Here is a 14,954-nt window from a genome sequence, read left to right on the forward strand (position 1 = left end):
ATACAGCTTCCAACCCAAGGAGAAACATGACCCCCTGGCGCATCGTCGTCGGCTCGGACGACGCCGGATTCGACTACAAGGAAATCATCAAGCGCGACCTCGAAGGCAACGAGGCTGTGGCCGCGGTGACCGATGTCGGAGTCGATGCCGGCTCGCACACCAACTACCCGGCGGTCGCCACGGCGGCGGCTGAGATGGTGGCCCGCGGCGACGCCGACCGGGCCATCCTGATCTGCGGCACGGGACTTGGGGTCGCGATCGCGGCGAACAAGGTCAAGGGCATCCGCGCGGTCACAGCCCACGACAGTTTCTCGGTGGAACGGAGCATCCTCTCCAACGACGCCCAGATCCTGTGCATGGGCCAGCGGGGTTGTCGGCATCGAGCAGGCCCGGCGGAACGTGCGCGAATGGCTCGGCTACGTCTTCGACCCCGCCAGCGCCTCCAACGACAAGGTCCGCGAGATCTGCAGCTACGAAGGGGCCTGAGGGTGCGGGAATTCCCACGCTTCCTCATCGGTGCAAGCACCAAGATGTACTTCAACCACGCCCGGACCATGGAATGGTGCCGCGCCGTGGCGGCCATCGCGCGCACGCATCCGGCCGTCCGGGCGGGGGATGCCGCCGTCTTCGCGGTGCCCGGCTACCTTTCGGTGCCGGGAGCCCTGGAGGTGTTCGACGGCGCCGCGATGGTCGGGGTGCAGGACCTCGCCGCCGAGGATTCCGGGGCGTTCACGGGGGAAGTCAGCGGCCCGCAGGCCGCCGAGCTCGGCTGCGAACTGGCGGAGATCGGCCATGCCGAGCGGCGCCGCTTCTTCGGTGAGGACGACGCCGTCGTCCGGGCCAAAACCACGGCAGCCCTGCGCGCGGGGCTCGTTCCCCTGCTCTGTATCGGCGAAGCGAAACGCGGCGACCCGCCGGCAGCCGCGGCAGAATGCCTCCGGCAGCTTGACGACGCCCTGGCCTCGGCCGGGGCGTCCGGCTTGTCAGGCCGGATCGTTGTCGCCTACGAACCGCACTGGGCGATCGGCGCCCCGGAGCCGGCGGCGCCCGAACACATCGCCGCGGTCTGCTCGGCCCTGCGTGACCACATTCGAGGCCTGCCCGCCCATGTGGGATCCGCCGTCATCTACGGCGGCAGCGCGGGGCCGGGGCTGCTCAGCCTGATCGGACATAGCGTGGACGGCCTGTTCCTGGGCCGTTTCGCCCACGATCCGGCCGCCGTCGCCACCATCCTCGACGAGGTGACGGAAATCGCCGGTCACAAGCCGTCCGACGCCGGAACCGGCAGCAAGGCCGCTGATAGCATCGGTGCAGGAGGAACCGATGTCTGAGACCGTATATCCCCTTGCGGGAGGCACCCCGCAGCGCAAGGGGTTGCGCGACAGCGTCTACGAACTGATCCTCAACATGCTCATGACCTCGGACATCGCCCCCGGTACCCGGCTTTCGATCGACGTCATCGCACGCGACCTCAAGGTCTCCCCCACGCCCGTCCGTGAAGCCCTCGTGCAGCTCGAACGCACCGGCCTGGTGACGCGTGAGGCCCTCAAAGGCTACCGGGTTGCCCCGCCGATCCACAGCGGCCAGCTTGAGGCCCTGTTCGATGCGCGGCTGGTGCTCGAATGCGGGGCGACCGAACTGGCCGCCGGCCACGCCGCCACCGTTGTGCCGGAGCTCGATGCCACCTTGGAGAAGCAGCGCGAGCTCGGCGAAAAGGTGCGCGGGGCCTTCGAAGCCGGCGGACCTGCGCCGGTGGACCTGCTGAGGGAATACTTCGCCGTCGACTGGCAGTTCCACCACCTCATTTTCGAAGGCACCCGGAACCCGTTCCTGCTGGACATGTCGGAGGCGATCTCCATCCGCGTGCACCGCATGCGCCAGACAGTCAGCTCGGGCGTCAGCGACGCCTCTGACGCCGTCATCGAGCATGGACTCATCCTTGACGGGCTTCGCCGCGGCGACGGGGAAGCGGCTTCCGCCGCGATGCGCGACCACATCGAGAAGGTCCGCTACCGCGCCCGCCTCGACGTTGCCTCCCGCTGAACCTCCCCTGAAGCACACGCGAAGCGGCCGGCCACCCGGGGGTGACCGGCCGCCGTCGTAATTTCAGTGGCCGACCGTGGAGTTGTCTAGCAACCGGTCAGACTTGGCGCCCTTGAAGTACTTCGTGGCGAACAGCATGGCCGCTGCGAGGAAGGCGAACACCCCGAGGGAGACGACACCCCAGGCGCCGGACGGGGTGGGCACCGATGCGTTGATGTTGGTGCGCATGATCGGTGCGACGAAGCCGCCGAGGTTGCCGAGGGAGTTGATCAGGCCGATGCCCGCTGCTGCCGCGGAACCGGTGAGGAACGCCGTGGGGTAGGCCCAGGTGATCGGGCCGACCGTGAGGAAGCTCGCCACGGCGAAGGTGATGCAGGCGATGCCGAGGATCGGCTGGCCGTTGGCGCCGGCCCACGCGGAGCCGAGGATGAAGACGCCGGTCATCAGGTAGCAGAGGGTGCCCCAGTTGCGGCGGCGCAGCACGGTATTGGCGGCACGGCCGGCGAAGTAGCAGACGAACAGCCCCACCAGCCACGGGATCGCGGAGACCACACCGACCTCCCAGCCGACCTTCTTCCCCAGCAGCGAGGCGACCTGCTGGGGGAGGTAGAAGGTGGTGCCGTACACGGCTATCTGGAGGCAGAAGTAGATGACCGTGAAGTACCAGACCTTCCAGTTGGCCATCGCGGCCCAGATGCCGTTGGGGCCGTCCTCGGTGCGTACGGCGTCCTCAGTGGCCATGACGGTTTCAAGGGCCTCCTTCTCCTCGGCGTTGAGGAACTTCGCGTCCTGCGGCGAGTTGATGAGGAAGTACAGTGCGGCAACACCGGCGACGACGGCGAGCATGCCTTCGACGAAGAACATCACCTGCCAGCCGTGCCAGGCGGTCGCGCCGCCGAGTGCGATGAGTCCGCCGGAGAGCGGGGCGCCAAGCATCTGCGAGAACGGCTGGGCCAGGTAGAACAGGGCGAACATCTGCACGCGCACCTTGTTCGGGAACCAGGCTGCGAGGTACATGATGACACCCGGGAAGAGGCCGGCTTCCGTCACGCCGAGCAGGAAGCGCAGGATGATGAACATTCTCTCGTCGGTGACGAACGCGAAGGCAGCCGCAGTGATGCCCCAGGTGACAGCGATGCGGGCCAGCCAGAACTTGGCGCCGAACCTTTTCAGGAGCAGGTTCGAGGGAATTTCAAAGAGGGCGTAACCGATGAAGAAGATGCCGGCGCCGAGGGCGAAGGCGCCGTCCGAGACACCTCGGTCGACCTTGAGCGCGGCTTCCGCGAAGCCGACGTTGGTGCGGTCGAGGAAGGCGACGAAGTACAGGATGATGAGCATCGGCATGAGATGCTTCGCGGCCTTCTTGATGGCTGTCTTGAGCACGGGACTCGTGCTGAGCACGTCGATGACCTGCGTGGGTGAGGACATGTCCGCTCTCCTTTGAGTGGATGCGTGGATGGGTGTGGGTGTGCGAAGGATCAGTGGAAACGGGCTACCGGAAAAGGGCTACTGGAAAATGGCCGGGGCGATCTGGGCGACGCCGAAGACAACCAGGGCCAGGCCGACAAGGAGGAAGACGATCCTCCCCGCCGACCAGCGGCGGGCGCTCATCCGTGCATGTAGAGGCCGCCGTCAACGTTCAGGGTTTGGCCCGTCACGAATCCGGCGTCCTCGCCGATGAGGTAGTGGATGGCTGCGGCGATGTCCCGCGGGGTGCCGATGCGCGGCAGCACGCCGTCGGCCGCCATCTTCTCCTTGCGCTCATCCGTGAGGGTGCCGCCCATGATGTCGGTGTCGATCGGACCCGGCGAGACAGCATTGACGGTGACGCCCTGGTGGCCGAGTTCGCGCGCCAGGCTGCGGGTCAGGCCGAGGACGCCGGCTTTGGCTGCCGAGTAGGCGGTCTTGCTGAAGGTGCCGCCGCCGCGCTGGGCGGAGACGGAGGAAAGGTTCACCACGCGGCCGACCCTGTTGCGCACCATGGTCTCGACCGCGCGTTTGGTGGAGTGGTGGACGCCGTGGAGGTTGATGTCGATGACCCGGGTCCATTCTTCCGGGGTGACCTCGAGGTAGGGCACCGGCGAGGAGACACCGGCCAGGTTCACGACGGCTACAAGCTGCGGCAGGGCGGCCTCGAGTTCGTCGAACGCAGCCCGGACCTGTGCTTCGTCGGCAACGTTCGCGCCGGCGCCGGCGGCGGTGACCCCGTGCTTCGCGGCGATGTCGGCGGCAACTGCCTTGGCGGCGTCGGCGTCCAGGTCCAGGACGCCGACATTCCAGCCGCGCTCGGCGAGGTAGTGCGCGGCGTAGCGGCCGATGCCGCGCGGTGAAGCGGCGCCGGTCAGGATGACGCTGCGCTCGGCGGGGAAAGCGGGGCTTGGTGCGAAATCGTCCATGGGGTCCTTCGTTCAGGTTCGTTCAGGTCAGTTCAGTTCAGTTCAGGTCAGAAGAGACGGGGGCTGGGTGGATCGGGGCGGGACCGAGATCATCGAGCAACTGCTTCATGGCCGCATAGGCCCGGTTCCGGTAAGCGAGCAGCTCCGGGGTCCGCTCCGCCGGAACGTCCAGGTAGCCGGCACCGGTCTTGGTGCCGAACTTCCCGGCGTCGACAAGGCCGCGGAGGGATTCGGGAGTGGCGAAACGTTCCGGCCAGCGGGTCTGCAGCGACGCGTAGCAGAAGGAGTAGACGTCCAGTCCCGCCATGTCAGCGATGGCGAACGGACCGAAGAAGGGCAGCCGGAAGCCGAACGTCGTACGGACGATCGTGTCGATGTCTTCCGGGGTTGCGATGCCTTCTTCAACGATCTGGGTGGCTTCGTGGAAGAGGGCGTACTGCAGACGGTTCAGCACGAATCCGGTTGCGTCCTTGACCCTGGCGCTCTCCTTGCCGGTGGCGGCCACAATGCGCTCCACGAACGGCAGCACTGATTCGTCCGTGCCAGGGTGCGGGATCAGCTCGACCCCGGGGATGAAGGGCGCAGGGTTGGAGAAATGGACGCCGAGAAAGCGTTCCGGGCGTTCGACGGCCTCGGCCAGGGATGCGATGAGGATGGTCGAGGTGTTCGATCCGATGATGGCATCCGGGCGGGCTGCGGCGCTGATCCGGCGCAGTGTCTCGTGCTTGATCTCCAGCTTCTCCGGCACGGCCTCCTCGATGAAATCGGCGTCCGTCACGGCTTCCTCGATAGAAGCGGCGGGCGAGAGGTGGCGCTCAAGGCGCTCGACGGCGTCGTCGGGGAAAAGCCCGTCGGCAACGAACTGACGGGCTTCCTCGAGAAGGCGCTCGTAGTTCTTTCGCGCCACCTCCTCGGAGATGTCTGCGATCCGGACGGTCGCGCCGGACAGGGCGAGCACCTGCGCGATGCCTCCGCCCATGTATCCCGAACCGACGACGGCGATGGTTGGCTCACTCATGGTGCCTCCTAGGCTTTGGGGAGCAGTGTGCGGATGTATTTCTGGTTGGTGGCGCAGACGCCGAGGCTGTCTCCGCCGTAGTGTTCGGCGAGGATGATGCCGTTGAATCCGGCAGCCACTGCGTCACGGAAGACCTGGCGGTAGTTGATCAGGCCGGCCTCCATGGTCGAAGGCACGGAGGTGGCCCAGCTCCCGTCCGCACGCTCGTCCCGGGTGTAGTTCTTCACGTGCCAGTAGTTGGCGTACGGGAGGGTCTTGTCGTACAGCTCGCGCCAGTCTTCCACCGGGCGATGCAGGCGGATGAGGTTGGCGACGTCCGGGTTGAGGCCGACATTCTCAAGCCCCACGTCTTCGATGAAGCGCACTGCGCTGTCGGCCGTGCCAAGGTACGTGTCTTCATACATTTCCAGGGACATGATGAGTCCGAGTTCGGCGGCGTGCTTGCCGAGTTCGCGGATGCGGCGGACGGCGGTGTCCCACATCTCGCGGCTGTCCGGGTCTTTGGGTCCTTCGGCCGTCCAGAACCACAGCGCCTCGCGCTGCGCCTCGCTGAAGGGCTGGTGCAGTCCGGTGGAGAAGACCTCCATACCCCACTCGGCGGCGGCGTCGATGGTGCGGTGCGCGTATTCGAGGTTGCGTTCCTCCTGTCCCGGCATGATCACGCTCTGCCGCTGCAGGTGCACTGAGGGGATTCCGACGCCATGGGACTGCGCGACGGCAAGGAATTCGTCGCGCCTGGATGGTTCCAGGTCGGCGGGACGGACGTGGCTGTCGGCAAGCTCCGCGAGGGTGAAGCCGACGTCGGCGACCTGGGCGAACATGTCGTCCCAAACCTCGGCGGGGGCGTCGTGCATGGCGGTACCGTCGCGGCCGACAGCGCGGAACCCGTGCAGGCACGTGGCGATGGGCCAAGTCTCGGCGGTGTAAGGGGGCTGCTCGATTGGCATAGTGCTCCGTTGCGCTTGTGGATCGGTGGGCTATGTGATGCAGCCCATAAAAGATCCTATAGGAAATAGAGATTGCGTCAACCGTGACTTTTCGGTGCTGTTTTGGGGCGCGGCTTCCAAGGGCCGGTCGCGGGGGCGGTTGCGGGGGGCGGTTGCGGGGGGCGGTTGCGGGGGGCGGTTGCGGGGGCCGCCGAAGGCCAGGTTTGCGGGGGCACCGCTGGCGCCGGTTAAGAGAAAACTCCCCGCCTCGTTCGAAGACGAGGCGGGGAGTTTTCCGTGTGCCGGTCATTTCCGGCGGTCAGAATCTACGGTTCAGGCGCCGCTGCAGAGCTCGCTGAACTTGGCGCCTGCCTTCTGGTACTCCTCGGTGAGGCCAGCGAGCTTGTCCTCGTCGGGGTTCTGCTTGGCAGACTCATCGGCGAACTTCAGGAGGGCATCCAGCGACGGCTGCAGTTCCTCGGAAGCCACGGCCTCGAGGGGGCGAAGGGCGTTGGCGATGCGGTTCATCGACGCCTTGCTCGCCCCACCCGGGCTCGACACAACAAGGTTGAGGCGCTCGCAGGTTTCCTTCGTGGTCAGCTTCGGCGCGGTGCAAGCGGAGGCCGAGACGAGAAGTCCGGCGGCGAGCAGAACAGTGGTGAGTTTTTTCATGGTCCCTCAGTTGTCGGTTTCAGTCGATTGTACGCAGGGATGCCTGACGGAGTGCGAACGCCCCCCGCCGCGGGGGCCACGACTGGAAACCGCGCCTCAAAGGCCAGCAATGGCAAACGGACGTACCCACTGCGGCGCGTGGCCCGCCCAACGCAGCTTGGCCTAGGCTGATGCCATGGCGATCCTGCATAAAGCGACCCTGGTTCCTTCCAAACTCGAACTCATCGCAAGCTACCTGCCGCAGCAGCCATGGTTCGTGCCCGGCGACCCTGCGCAGCCGGTTCTCGTGGGCGCCTATCGCTTTGACGATCCGGCCGGTGAAGTCGGGATGGAGACACACCTCGTGTCCCACGGCGGAACCGTCTACCAGGTCCCTTTGAGCTACCGCGGCGCCCCCTTGCCCGGCGCAGAAACCTGGCTCGTAGGCACAACGGAACACTCAGTCCTCGGCAAGCGCTGGGTCTACGATGCCTGCGCCGACCCCGTTTACGTTTCCGCGCTGGCGACGGCGATCCTGACGGGCCAGCAGGAGGCTGAACAGTTCGTCGAGGTCGACGGGAAACTCGAACCCCGCCCCGGCACGGCAGCAGTGAAGGGAAGCGGAACGCCCGACGGCGTGATCCCGCCTTTGGAGCCACAGCCTCCCGTCACGGCAGGCGGCGTCACTGTCATCGACGCCGGGGCCCTCCGTCTGGAGATTGCCCGGCGGGTGGCCCCCGCCCGGCAGCCCGGACAACTGACGCTGGACGGCACCTGGGCAGGCCGGGAAGTCCCGGTCCGGCTGGCTTCGGCCGAGCGGCTGCCCTGATGGTCGCCGTCCTCGAAACTGCACGGCTCCGCCTGCGCCCCATGACGGACGACGATCTGGAAGAAATGTCCGCGATGCTCGGCGACCCCGAGGTGATGCGCTACTACCCCGCCCCGAAAACCCGCGCCGAGGCACAGCTCTGGATCGACTGGAACAAGCGCAACTACGCAGAGTACGGCTTTGGGCTCTGGGTCATGGAAGACCACGAAGGAAAATTCATTGGCGATTGCGGCCTGACTATGCAGATCGTGGATGGCACCGCGGAGGTCGAAGTGGGCTACCACGTCAGCACTGCCCGCCAGGGCAATGGCTACGCCACTGAAGCCGCCGAGGCGTCCCTCCGGTTCGCGGCCGCCCGGGGCATCAACCGGGTCATAGCCATCATCAATCCAGCGAACATTCCGTCACAGCGGGTGGCCACGAAGGCAGGCCTTCACCTTGAGAAGATGGCCATCAAGGGCGGTACCGAACAGCTGATCTTTGCGAGCGAAAAACTGGTGTAAGCCAGCCCAGTCAGTCCCGCGGGCGCCAGACCACCACGGCCTGCGACCGCGGACGGGGACGCTGGCCGCGGGCCAGGCTGACGACGTCGCCGGCCGCACCTGCGGCGAAGATCCGCGCGTCCAGGGGGTCCCGGCGTCGGGCAAGTTCCTCCGTCAGCTCCACCACGCGGCCCTGCAGCGCAGCCACCTGGTTCTCCAACTGCATGATGCGCTTGATGCCCTCCAAGGAGACGCCTTCATGCGAGAGCCGTTGCACTTCGCGCAGGCGGTCGACGTCGCGCTGGGAGTAGCGCCGCGACTTTCCGGGCGCACGGCTCGGCGAGACGATGCCCAGGCGGTCGTACTGGCGCAGCGTCTGCGGGTGCATGTCAGCCAGCTCCGCCGCCACGGAAATGACGAAGATCGGCTGGTTGACGTCGATACCCATGGCAGGCTCCTACAGCCTGGCCTTGGCGGCCAGGTCCCGGCGCGGATCGGCGTCCGCAGTTGCTTCGGCGAAGGCCTTCACGGCCTCCTGCGCGCCCTTCGGCAGGTTCTGAGGAACGACGACGTCGACTGTCACCAGGAGGTCACCTTCCCCCTTGGAGGTGTGGACGCCGCGGCCCTTGACCCGGAGGGTACGGCCGGAATTGGTGCCGGCGGGGACACGGAGCTTCACGTGGCTGCCGTCGAGCGTGGGGACCTCGATCTCGCCGCCGAGGGCTGCTTCCGGGAAGGTGACCGGGACGTGGACCCGGATGTTGTCTCCGTCGCGGATGAAGAAATCATGGGGTTTGACGTTAACCGTGATGATGAGGTCGCCGTTGCCTGCCGCGCCGGGGTTGCCCTTGCCGCGCTGGCGGACCTTCTGGCCGTCCTTGATGCCGGCGGGAATCTTGACGTCGATGACGTTGCCGTTGTTTTCGCGCAGGCTAACCGTGGTGCCCTGGATGGAGCCCTTGAACGAAATAGTGGTGGTAGCGGTGCGGTCCGAGCCCTTCTGGGGCGTGCGCTGGAAGCCGGTCTGGCCGCCGAAACCGCCACCGAAGAGATCGGCGAACTCAGGCGGGATGCCGCCCGCTCCGGCGGGCTGGCGGGCACCGCCGCCGAACAGGCCACCGAAGAGGTCCTCGAAGCCACCGTTCGCCGGGCCGCCACGGCCGCCCGCCCCGGGAGCGAAGCGCGCGCCGCCCATGGCCCGGATGGCGTCGTACTGCTGGCGGTCCTCGGCGCTGGAGAGTACCGAGTAGGCCTCGGAGATGTCCTTGAACCGCTTCTCCGCAGCGACATCCCCGGCGTTGGTATCCGGGTGGTATTGGCGCGCGAGCTTGCGGTACGCCTTCTTGATATCGGCGTCGGACGCGTCCTTGGCGACACCAAGGATCGCGTAGAAATCCTTCTCAACCCAGTCCTGGCTTGCCAAGTGTGTGTCCTTTCAAAACAACTAAAAGCGTCTAAGGCGAGGTTACCGCCTGAGCCGTAGCGGATGAGGGGGCCCGGGAGCGGCTTCGGGCCTGCCGGAGCGTGGGCGGCTCAGGTCCGTAAGGACCGAGCCGCCCACGCGGAGGGGCGGGGCCCCCTCATCCGCGAAGGCGCGGTGAGGCGGTGCTTACGCAGGCACAGCCACGATCACCTGTGCCGCGCGCAGGACGCGCTCCTTGGAGCGGTAGCCCGAGCGCAGCACCTGGCTGACCGTGTCCACCTCGACGTCCTGGCCCGGCTGCTGGATGAGGGCCTCGTGGATGGTGGGGTCGAACTCCACGCCGGTGGCGTCGATCCGTTCCAGCCCGTAGGTCTTCAGCGAGTTCTCCAGCTTGGCTGCAATGGCGGCGAAAGGGCCGTCCTCGAGGTCGCCGTGCTGGCGGGCGGCGTCGATGTCGTCCAGTACCGGAAGCAGGGAGTTCAGGACGCCGATGACGGCCATTTCCCCGGCGACGGCACGGTCGCGTTCGACGCGCTTGCGGTAGTTGACGTACTCGGCCTGGAGGCGGAGGAGATCGTTGCGCAGTTCCGCGGCTTCGGCCTGGGCCGAGGTACCGGAGGCCACCGACTCTTCGGCCGGAACCTCTACGCCGTTGAGGATCTCCTCGGCCTGGGACAGCGCATCGCCCTCGGCACCGGCGGCAGCTGCGCCTTCCGCACCCGTGGGGGTGCCGGCGTCGTGCTTTGCGTCGTGCTGCGGATGCCGGGCGGCACCGGTCTCCGGGTCAACCTTGCGATTGTCCCGGATGACCGGCTTGCCCTGCTCCGAATCCGAGTGCTCTGATTCGTTGCCGTGGTGGGGCATGGTTACTTCTTCTCGTCTTCGTCGATGATCTCGGCGTCGACGATGTCCTCATCTGCAGCCTTCTCACCGGCGGGAGCTGCACCCTCGGCGCCTTCGGCACCGGCGGCTGCGGCCTGCGAGTAGATAGCTTCGCCCAGCTTGGTCTGGGACTGCTGCAGCTTCTCGAACGCCGTCTTGACGGCGGCGTCGTCGGTGCCTTCCAGCGCCTTCTTGAGGGCGTCGACGTCGGCCTTGACCTCGGTCTTGACCTCTTCCGGCAGCTTGTCGTCGTTTTCCGACAGCAGCTTCTCGATCGAGTAGGCGAGCTGCTCGGCGGAGTTGCGGGTGTCCGTGGCTTCGCGGCGGGCCTTGTCCTCGGCAGCGTGTGCCTCGGCGTCGGCGACCATGCGCTCAATGTCTTCCTTGGACAGTGCCGTGCCACCGGTGATGGTCATGGACTGTTCCTTGCCGGTGCCCTTGTCCTTCGCGGAGACGTGCACGATGCCGTTGGCGTCGATGTCGAAGGTGACCTCGATCTGCGGAACGCCACGCGGAGCCGGAGCGATGCCGGTCAGTTCGAAGGTGCCCAGCGGCTTGTTGTCGCGGGTGAACTCGCGCTCGCCCTGGAAGACCTGGATGGCCACGGACGGCTGGTTGTCGTCAGCGGTGGTGAAGGTTTCCGAACGCTTGGTGGGGATGGCCGTGTTGCGCTCGATCAGGTGCGTCATGACGCCGCCCTTGGTTTCGATGCCGAGGGAAAGCGGGGTGACGTCGATCAGCAGCACGTCCTTGCGCTCGCCCTTCAGGACACCTGCCTGCAGGGCTGCACCGACGGCGACAACCTCGTCCGGGTTGACGCCCTTGTTGGGCTCCTTGCCGCCGGCCAGTTCCTTGACCAGGTCAGAGACGGCGGGCATACGGGTGGAGCCACCAACGAGCACGATGTGGTCGATGTCCGAAACCTTGATGCCGGCTTCGGCGATGACGTCGTGGAACGGCTTCTTGGTGCGGTCAAGCAGGTCCTTGGTGAGGTCCTGGAACTTGGCACGGGTCAGCTGCTCGTCCAGGTGGACCGGGCCGTCGGGGGTGACGGAGAGGTACTGGAGCGAGATGTTGGTGCTCGTGGAGGAAGAGAGTTCCTTCTTCGCCTGCTCTGCGGCTTCGCGGAGGCGCTGCAGGGCGATCTTGTCCTTGGAGAGGTCGATGCCCTTGATCTTGAGCTGGCTGAGCAGCCACTCGACCACGCGGTTGTCCCAGTCGTCGCCGCCGAGGCGGTTGTCACCGGCGGTGGCGCGGACCTGGATGGTGGAGAAGCCGTCTTCGTCCTTGCCGACTTCCAGCAGGGAGACGTCGAAGGTGCCGCCACCGAGGTCGAAGACCAGGATCAGTTCGTCTTCCTTGCCCTTGTCCAAGCCGTAGGCGAGGGCGGCCGCGGTGGGCTCGTTGACGATGCGCAGCACGTTCATGCCGGCGATCTCGCCGGCTTCCTTGGTGGCCTGGCGCTCGGCGTCGTTGAAGTAGGCCGGAACGGTGATCACGGCGTCGGTGACCTTCTCGCCGAGGTAGCTTTCGGCGTCGTTCTTCAGCTTCATGAGGATGCGCGCGGAGATTTCCTGCGGCGTGTACTTCTTGTCGTCAATGTTGACCGACCAGTCGGTGCCCATGTGGCGCTTGACCGAGGCGATGGTGCGGTCGATGTTGTTGACGGCCTGGCGCTTGGCGATTTCGCCGACCAGGACTTCGCCGGACTTGGAGAAGGCAACGACGGACGGCGTGGTGCGGCCGCCTTCGGCGTTGGCGATAACGGTGGGCTCGCCACCTTCGAGAACAGAGACAACGGAGTTGGTGGTTCCGAGGTCAATACCTACTGCACGTGACATATGTGTTGCTTCCTTTCACTGCTTTCAATGCCGATGTTCGAGACTGCACCCCGGCCCATTTCCTCGCGGATCCTTGCGGACGGCGGATCCTTGCGGACGGGAGCCAGGGACCACTCAACAGTCGGCTAGTTGAGCGTTCTGCACTCAACTGTACTCGCGAGTCGATTTAAGTCAACCCAAAGTTGAGTGAAGTTCGCTCAACTTTGCATCGTGGCCGGAGTTTTACTTTGGAATGGCACGGTTCCGGGGCGTTTCGCCGTGGGAGAACGCGGGTTTGTCCTCGAATTCGCGGGAGAGCTGCGGGGTCGCCGGAGCGCTCCAGCGACCCCGCAGCTCTCCCGCGACGCCGGCGCGAACACGGTCTTCTGGTTGAGGGCTAATGCAGGGAAGCAGACAGTGGCGCACTGTCGCCATGGAAATCACAGGATTCATGCAGCCGGACGAATTCTGGGCCGCCTTCCCGAGCGATGCCGTTGCCTTGGTGGCTATCACAGACATCGAGCCGTTGCTTGACTCCCGCCGTGCGATGCTGAGGCGGATGCGCGGCGAAGGCTGAATCCCAGACCTCTCCGGTGACTGGAATGGACCACTTTTCGGCAAGCCGGGCAGGTGTTTTCGCAGCGGGCAGCCGCCGCTCAACCCAAGAACCGGGCCGGTTAAGGCCCAGCGCTTTCAGCGCGGAGAATCCCGCGAAGCCTTGCCTGCCGCAGTACCCGAAGGAGCAGCGGATTCAGGGGGCGCCGCCCGAAGCACTTCGCGTGCGGCGGACCCCCGGGGTACTGCCCTCCGCACGGGTTCATCCGGCGGCACCGGCTTGTAGACCCAGGCCACCAGCACCACGGAGATGATCATCAGCAGGAACCAGGAGAGCAGCTTGTCCGGGGAGACCATGTGCCAACCGTTTACTTGGCTCGGGTAAAGCCAGGCATGGGACCAGGTTGCGATGTTCTCGGCAATCCAGATGAACAGCGCCACCAGCAGGAACGACACCAGCAACGGCATCCGGAAGCTGCGCCGGAACACCCTGAAGTGCATCACGCAGCGCCCGAACACCAGCGCTACCGCCGCCAGCAGCACCCAGCGGAAATCGAAGACGAAGTGGTGCGAGAAGAAGTTCACGTAAATGCCAAGAGCCACGATCGCGGTGATCCAACGGCGGGGATAGCGGGCGAAACGGAGGTCGAAGAGCCGGTAGACCCGCACCATGTAGGAGCCGACCGAGGCATACATGAACCCGCTGAACAACGGCACCGCGCCGACCCGCAGGAAGCCCTCGGCCTCGTAACTCCAGGACCCGACGTCGGTCTTGAACAGTTCCATGACCGTGCCCACGAGATGGAACAGCACAATCACCCTGAGCTCGCGCAGCGTCTCCAGTTTCGTGGCGACCATGACAACCTGGATCACGACGGCGGCGATGGTCAGGAAATCGTTCCTCGCAAGGGCAGCGTCCGCCGGGTACCAGAGCCTCGCCCCGAAAATCACGGCCAACAGCGAGGCACCGAAAATGCAGGCCCATGCCTGCTTCAGGCCGAACACCAGGAATTCGGCGAGCTTCCAGCGCAGGCCGCCGGCGGGCGCCCGCTCCAGCAAACGGTGAGCGCGTTCGTGCAGAAACTGCTCGACGGCGGTCAGGCTATGCATCGATCCGGCTCCGCACCCCGGACACATCGATCCGGCCAAGGTAGTAGTCCCTCGGACGGTGCCGGATGCGCCGGGGAAGCCTCGGATACACGGCGCCAAGCACCCGGATCAAAGCTTCAAAGCGCCGCTGCCGGCGCGGACCCCAGGGCAAGCCGTACTCAGCGCGAAGGGACTCCGGCAGCAGCCCGGCCGTGAGCAGCCGCGCCACCGGCATGACCAGGCACAGCCACACTGGTCCTACGGCAGGATGCAGCAGATCACAGGCCACCCGCACGGCTTCGGGGGCGGGAGCCAGCCCCGCCAGGCGTTCATTCCAGTACTCGGCAAAGGCCGCACGGTCCGCGGGCCAGAACTCCGCCGGAAGCTGCAGGGCCGTCCCGATCCGCGCATACTCGCGGTAAACGCGGTCCGCCGTTCCGGCGTCGAGCGTTCCATAGACCCGCTCGTAAACGTCCACGGCGGTGTTGTACAAGGTGGCAACCACCCACAGCTGGGATTCCGGATCGAAGGCGTTGTAGCCTGCGGAGGCACCGTCAGGCTGCCTCCGGACCGGCGCGTGGGCACGGTTGACGGCGCGCCGCATGGCGGCGAGCTGCTCCTCGGAGCCATAGACGACGGCGTAGACGTAGCCCATCGTGGCCGCGAGCCGCTCGAGCGGGCGTTCGCCGAAATCGCTGTGTTCGGCGACGCCGCGGCCTACCGCCGGATCGGCGATCTGCAGCAGGACGGCGCGGCCGGCTCCGGCGAGCAGCACCGCTTCCGCCCCGATGTCTGCCAGCCCGCCAACCATGCAGCCACCCTACTCCTCGGGCCGATGAT

The 14,954-nt window shown here is 66.2% G+C and carries 16 protein-coding genes and 1 pseudogene; 6 read left to right on the plus strand and 11 right to left on the minus strand.

Annotated elements, in window-relative coordinates; all coding sequences use genetic code 11:
- The first annotated feature begins 26 nt into the window (after positions 1 to 26).
- The 3 genes and pseudogenes from ACZ9CK_RS15875 to ACZ9CK_RS15885 all read left to right on the plus strand — a co-directional run bounded on the left by ACZ9CK_RS15875 (position 27) and on the right by ACZ9CK_RS15885 (position 2,043).
- Positions 27 to 486 (plus strand): annotated as a pseudogene (locus ACZ9CK_RS15875) (ribose-5-phosphate isomerase).
- Positions 408 to 1,331 (plus strand): triose-phosphate isomerase family protein, encoded by a 924-nt coding sequence (locus ACZ9CK_RS15880; RefSeq protein WP_476050433.1) that lies wholly within the window; start codon positions 408 to 410, stop codon positions 1,329 to 1,331. The pseudogene ACZ9CK_RS15875 and the gene ACZ9CK_RS15880 overlap by 79 nt, the downstream one beginning before the upstream one ends.
- Positions 1,324 to 2,043 carry a GntR family transcriptional regulator gene (locus tag ACZ9CK_RS15885; protein WP_426300114.1) on the plus strand — a complete coding sequence of 240 codons (720 nt, stop codon included), beginning with the start codon at positions 1,324 to 1,326 and terminating at the stop codon, positions 2,041 to 2,043. The genes ACZ9CK_RS15880 and ACZ9CK_RS15885 overlap by 8 nt, the downstream gene beginning before the upstream one ends.
- A gap of 63 nt (positions 2,044 to 2,106) precedes the next feature.
- On the opposite strand, the gene ACZ9CK_RS15890 is transcribed toward ACZ9CK_RS15885, so the two are convergent.
- From ACZ9CK_RS15890 to ACZ9CK_RS15910, 5 genes are all read right to left on the minus strand, one after another.
- Complete coding sequence (locus ACZ9CK_RS15890; RefSeq protein WP_426300116.1) at positions 2,107 to 3,471, minus strand: MFS transporter; 1,365 nt, start codon at positions 3,469 to 3,471, stop codon at positions 2,107 to 2,109.
- Between the two features lie 179 nt (positions 3,472 to 3,650).
- Positions 3,651 to 4,439 (minus strand): SDR family NAD(P)-dependent oxidoreductase, encoded by a 789-nt coding sequence (locus ACZ9CK_RS15895; protein ID WP_476050434.1) that lies wholly within the window; start codon positions 4,437 to 4,439, stop codon positions 3,651 to 3,653.
- A gap of 37 nt (positions 4,440 to 4,476) precedes the next feature.
- The gene (locus tag ACZ9CK_RS15900) at positions 4,477 to 5,457 is read right to left on the minus strand and encodes a 3-hydroxyacyl-CoA dehydrogenase family protein (RefSeq protein ID WP_476050435.1); all 981 of its coding nucleotides are present in this window, start codon (positions 5,455 to 5,457) and stop codon (positions 4,477 to 4,479) included.
- Positions 5,458 to 5,465: 8 nt separating this feature from the next.
- On the minus strand, positions 5,466 to 6,404 hold the full coding sequence (locus ACZ9CK_RS15905; RefSeq protein WP_426300122.1) for a sugar phosphate isomerase/epimerase family protein: 939 nt from the start codon (positions 6,402 to 6,404) through the stop codon (positions 5,466 to 5,468).
- A 312-nt stretch (positions 6,405 to 6,716) separates the two neighbouring features.
- Positions 6,717 to 7,055, minus strand: a complete 339-nt coding sequence (locus ACZ9CK_RS15910) for a hypothetical protein (RefSeq protein WP_426300124.1) — start codon at positions 7,053 to 7,055, stop codon at positions 6,717 to 6,719.
- A gap of 175 nt (positions 7,056 to 7,230) precedes the next feature.
- On the opposite strand from ACZ9CK_RS15910, the gene ACZ9CK_RS15915 reads away from it, so the two are divergent.
- Both ACZ9CK_RS15915 and ACZ9CK_RS15920 read left to right on the plus strand, forming a co-directional pair.
- A complete protein-coding gene (locus ACZ9CK_RS15915) occupies positions 7,231 to 7,863 on the plus strand; it encodes a CG0192-related protein (protein ID WP_476050436.1) in 633 nt (210 codons plus the stop codon).
- Positions 7,863 to 8,366 (plus strand): GNAT family N-acetyltransferase, encoded by a 504-nt coding sequence (locus tag ACZ9CK_RS15920; RefSeq protein ID WP_476050437.1) that lies wholly within the window; start codon positions 7,863 to 7,865, stop codon positions 8,364 to 8,366. The genes ACZ9CK_RS15915 and ACZ9CK_RS15920 overlap by 1 nt, the downstream gene beginning before the upstream one ends.
- A 10-nt stretch (positions 8,367 to 8,376) precedes the next feature.
- On the opposite strand, the gene ACZ9CK_RS15925 is transcribed toward ACZ9CK_RS15920, so the two are convergent.
- The 4 genes from ACZ9CK_RS15925 to dnaK form a co-directional block, all read right to left on the minus strand.
- On the minus strand, positions 8,377 to 8,793 hold the full coding sequence (locus tag ACZ9CK_RS15925; protein ID WP_476050438.1) for a heat shock protein transcriptional repressor HspR: 417 nt from the start codon (positions 8,791 to 8,793) through the stop codon (positions 8,377 to 8,379).
- Between the two features lie 9 nt (positions 8,794 to 8,802).
- Complete coding sequence (locus ACZ9CK_RS15930; protein WP_426300182.1) at positions 8,803 to 9,768, minus strand: DnaJ C-terminal domain-containing protein; 966 nt, start codon at positions 9,766 to 9,768, stop codon at positions 8,803 to 8,805.
- A gap of 186 nt (positions 9,769 to 9,954) precedes the next feature.
- Positions 9,955 to 10,632 carry a nucleotide exchange factor GrpE gene (locus ACZ9CK_RS15935; protein WP_426300184.1) on the minus strand — a complete coding sequence of 226 codons (678 nt, stop codon included), beginning with the start codon at positions 10,630 to 10,632 and terminating at the stop codon, positions 9,955 to 9,957.
- A gap of 2 nt (positions 10,633 to 10,634) precedes the next feature.
- A complete protein-coding gene (dnaK, locus tag ACZ9CK_RS15940; RefSeq protein WP_426300186.1) occupies positions 10,635 to 12,491 on the minus strand; it encodes a molecular chaperone DnaK in 1,857 nt (618 codons plus the stop codon).
- Positions 12,492 to 12,903: 412 nt separating this feature from the next.
- Here dnaK and ACZ9CK_RS15945 point away from each other — a divergent pair, with 412 nt between their 5' ends.
- Positions 12,904 to 13,047, plus strand: coding sequence for a hypothetical protein (locus ACZ9CK_RS15945; RefSeq protein ID WP_426300188.1), 144 nt, complete (start codon positions 12,904 to 12,906; stop codon positions 13,045 to 13,047).
- Between the two features lie 116 nt (positions 13,048 to 13,163).
- Here ACZ9CK_RS15945 and ACZ9CK_RS15950 read toward each other — a convergent pair whose 3' ends face one another.
- Together ACZ9CK_RS15950 and ACZ9CK_RS15955 are read right to left on the minus strand one after the other, a co-directional pair.
- The gene (locus ACZ9CK_RS15950; protein ID WP_476050439.1) at positions 13,164 to 14,135 is read right to left on the minus strand and encodes a DUF817 domain-containing protein; all 972 of its coding nucleotides are present in this window, start codon (positions 14,133 to 14,135) and stop codon (positions 13,164 to 13,166) included.
- Positions 14,128 to 14,925, minus strand: coding sequence for an oxygenase MpaB family protein (locus ACZ9CK_RS15955; protein WP_476050440.1), 798 nt, complete (start codon positions 14,923 to 14,925; stop codon positions 14,128 to 14,130). The genes ACZ9CK_RS15950 and ACZ9CK_RS15955 overlap by 8 nt, the downstream gene beginning before the upstream one ends.
- Positions 14,926 to 14,954: the final 29 nt, after the last annotated feature.

It is taken from the genome of Arthrobacter sp. TE26545 (genome assembly GCF_056279005.1).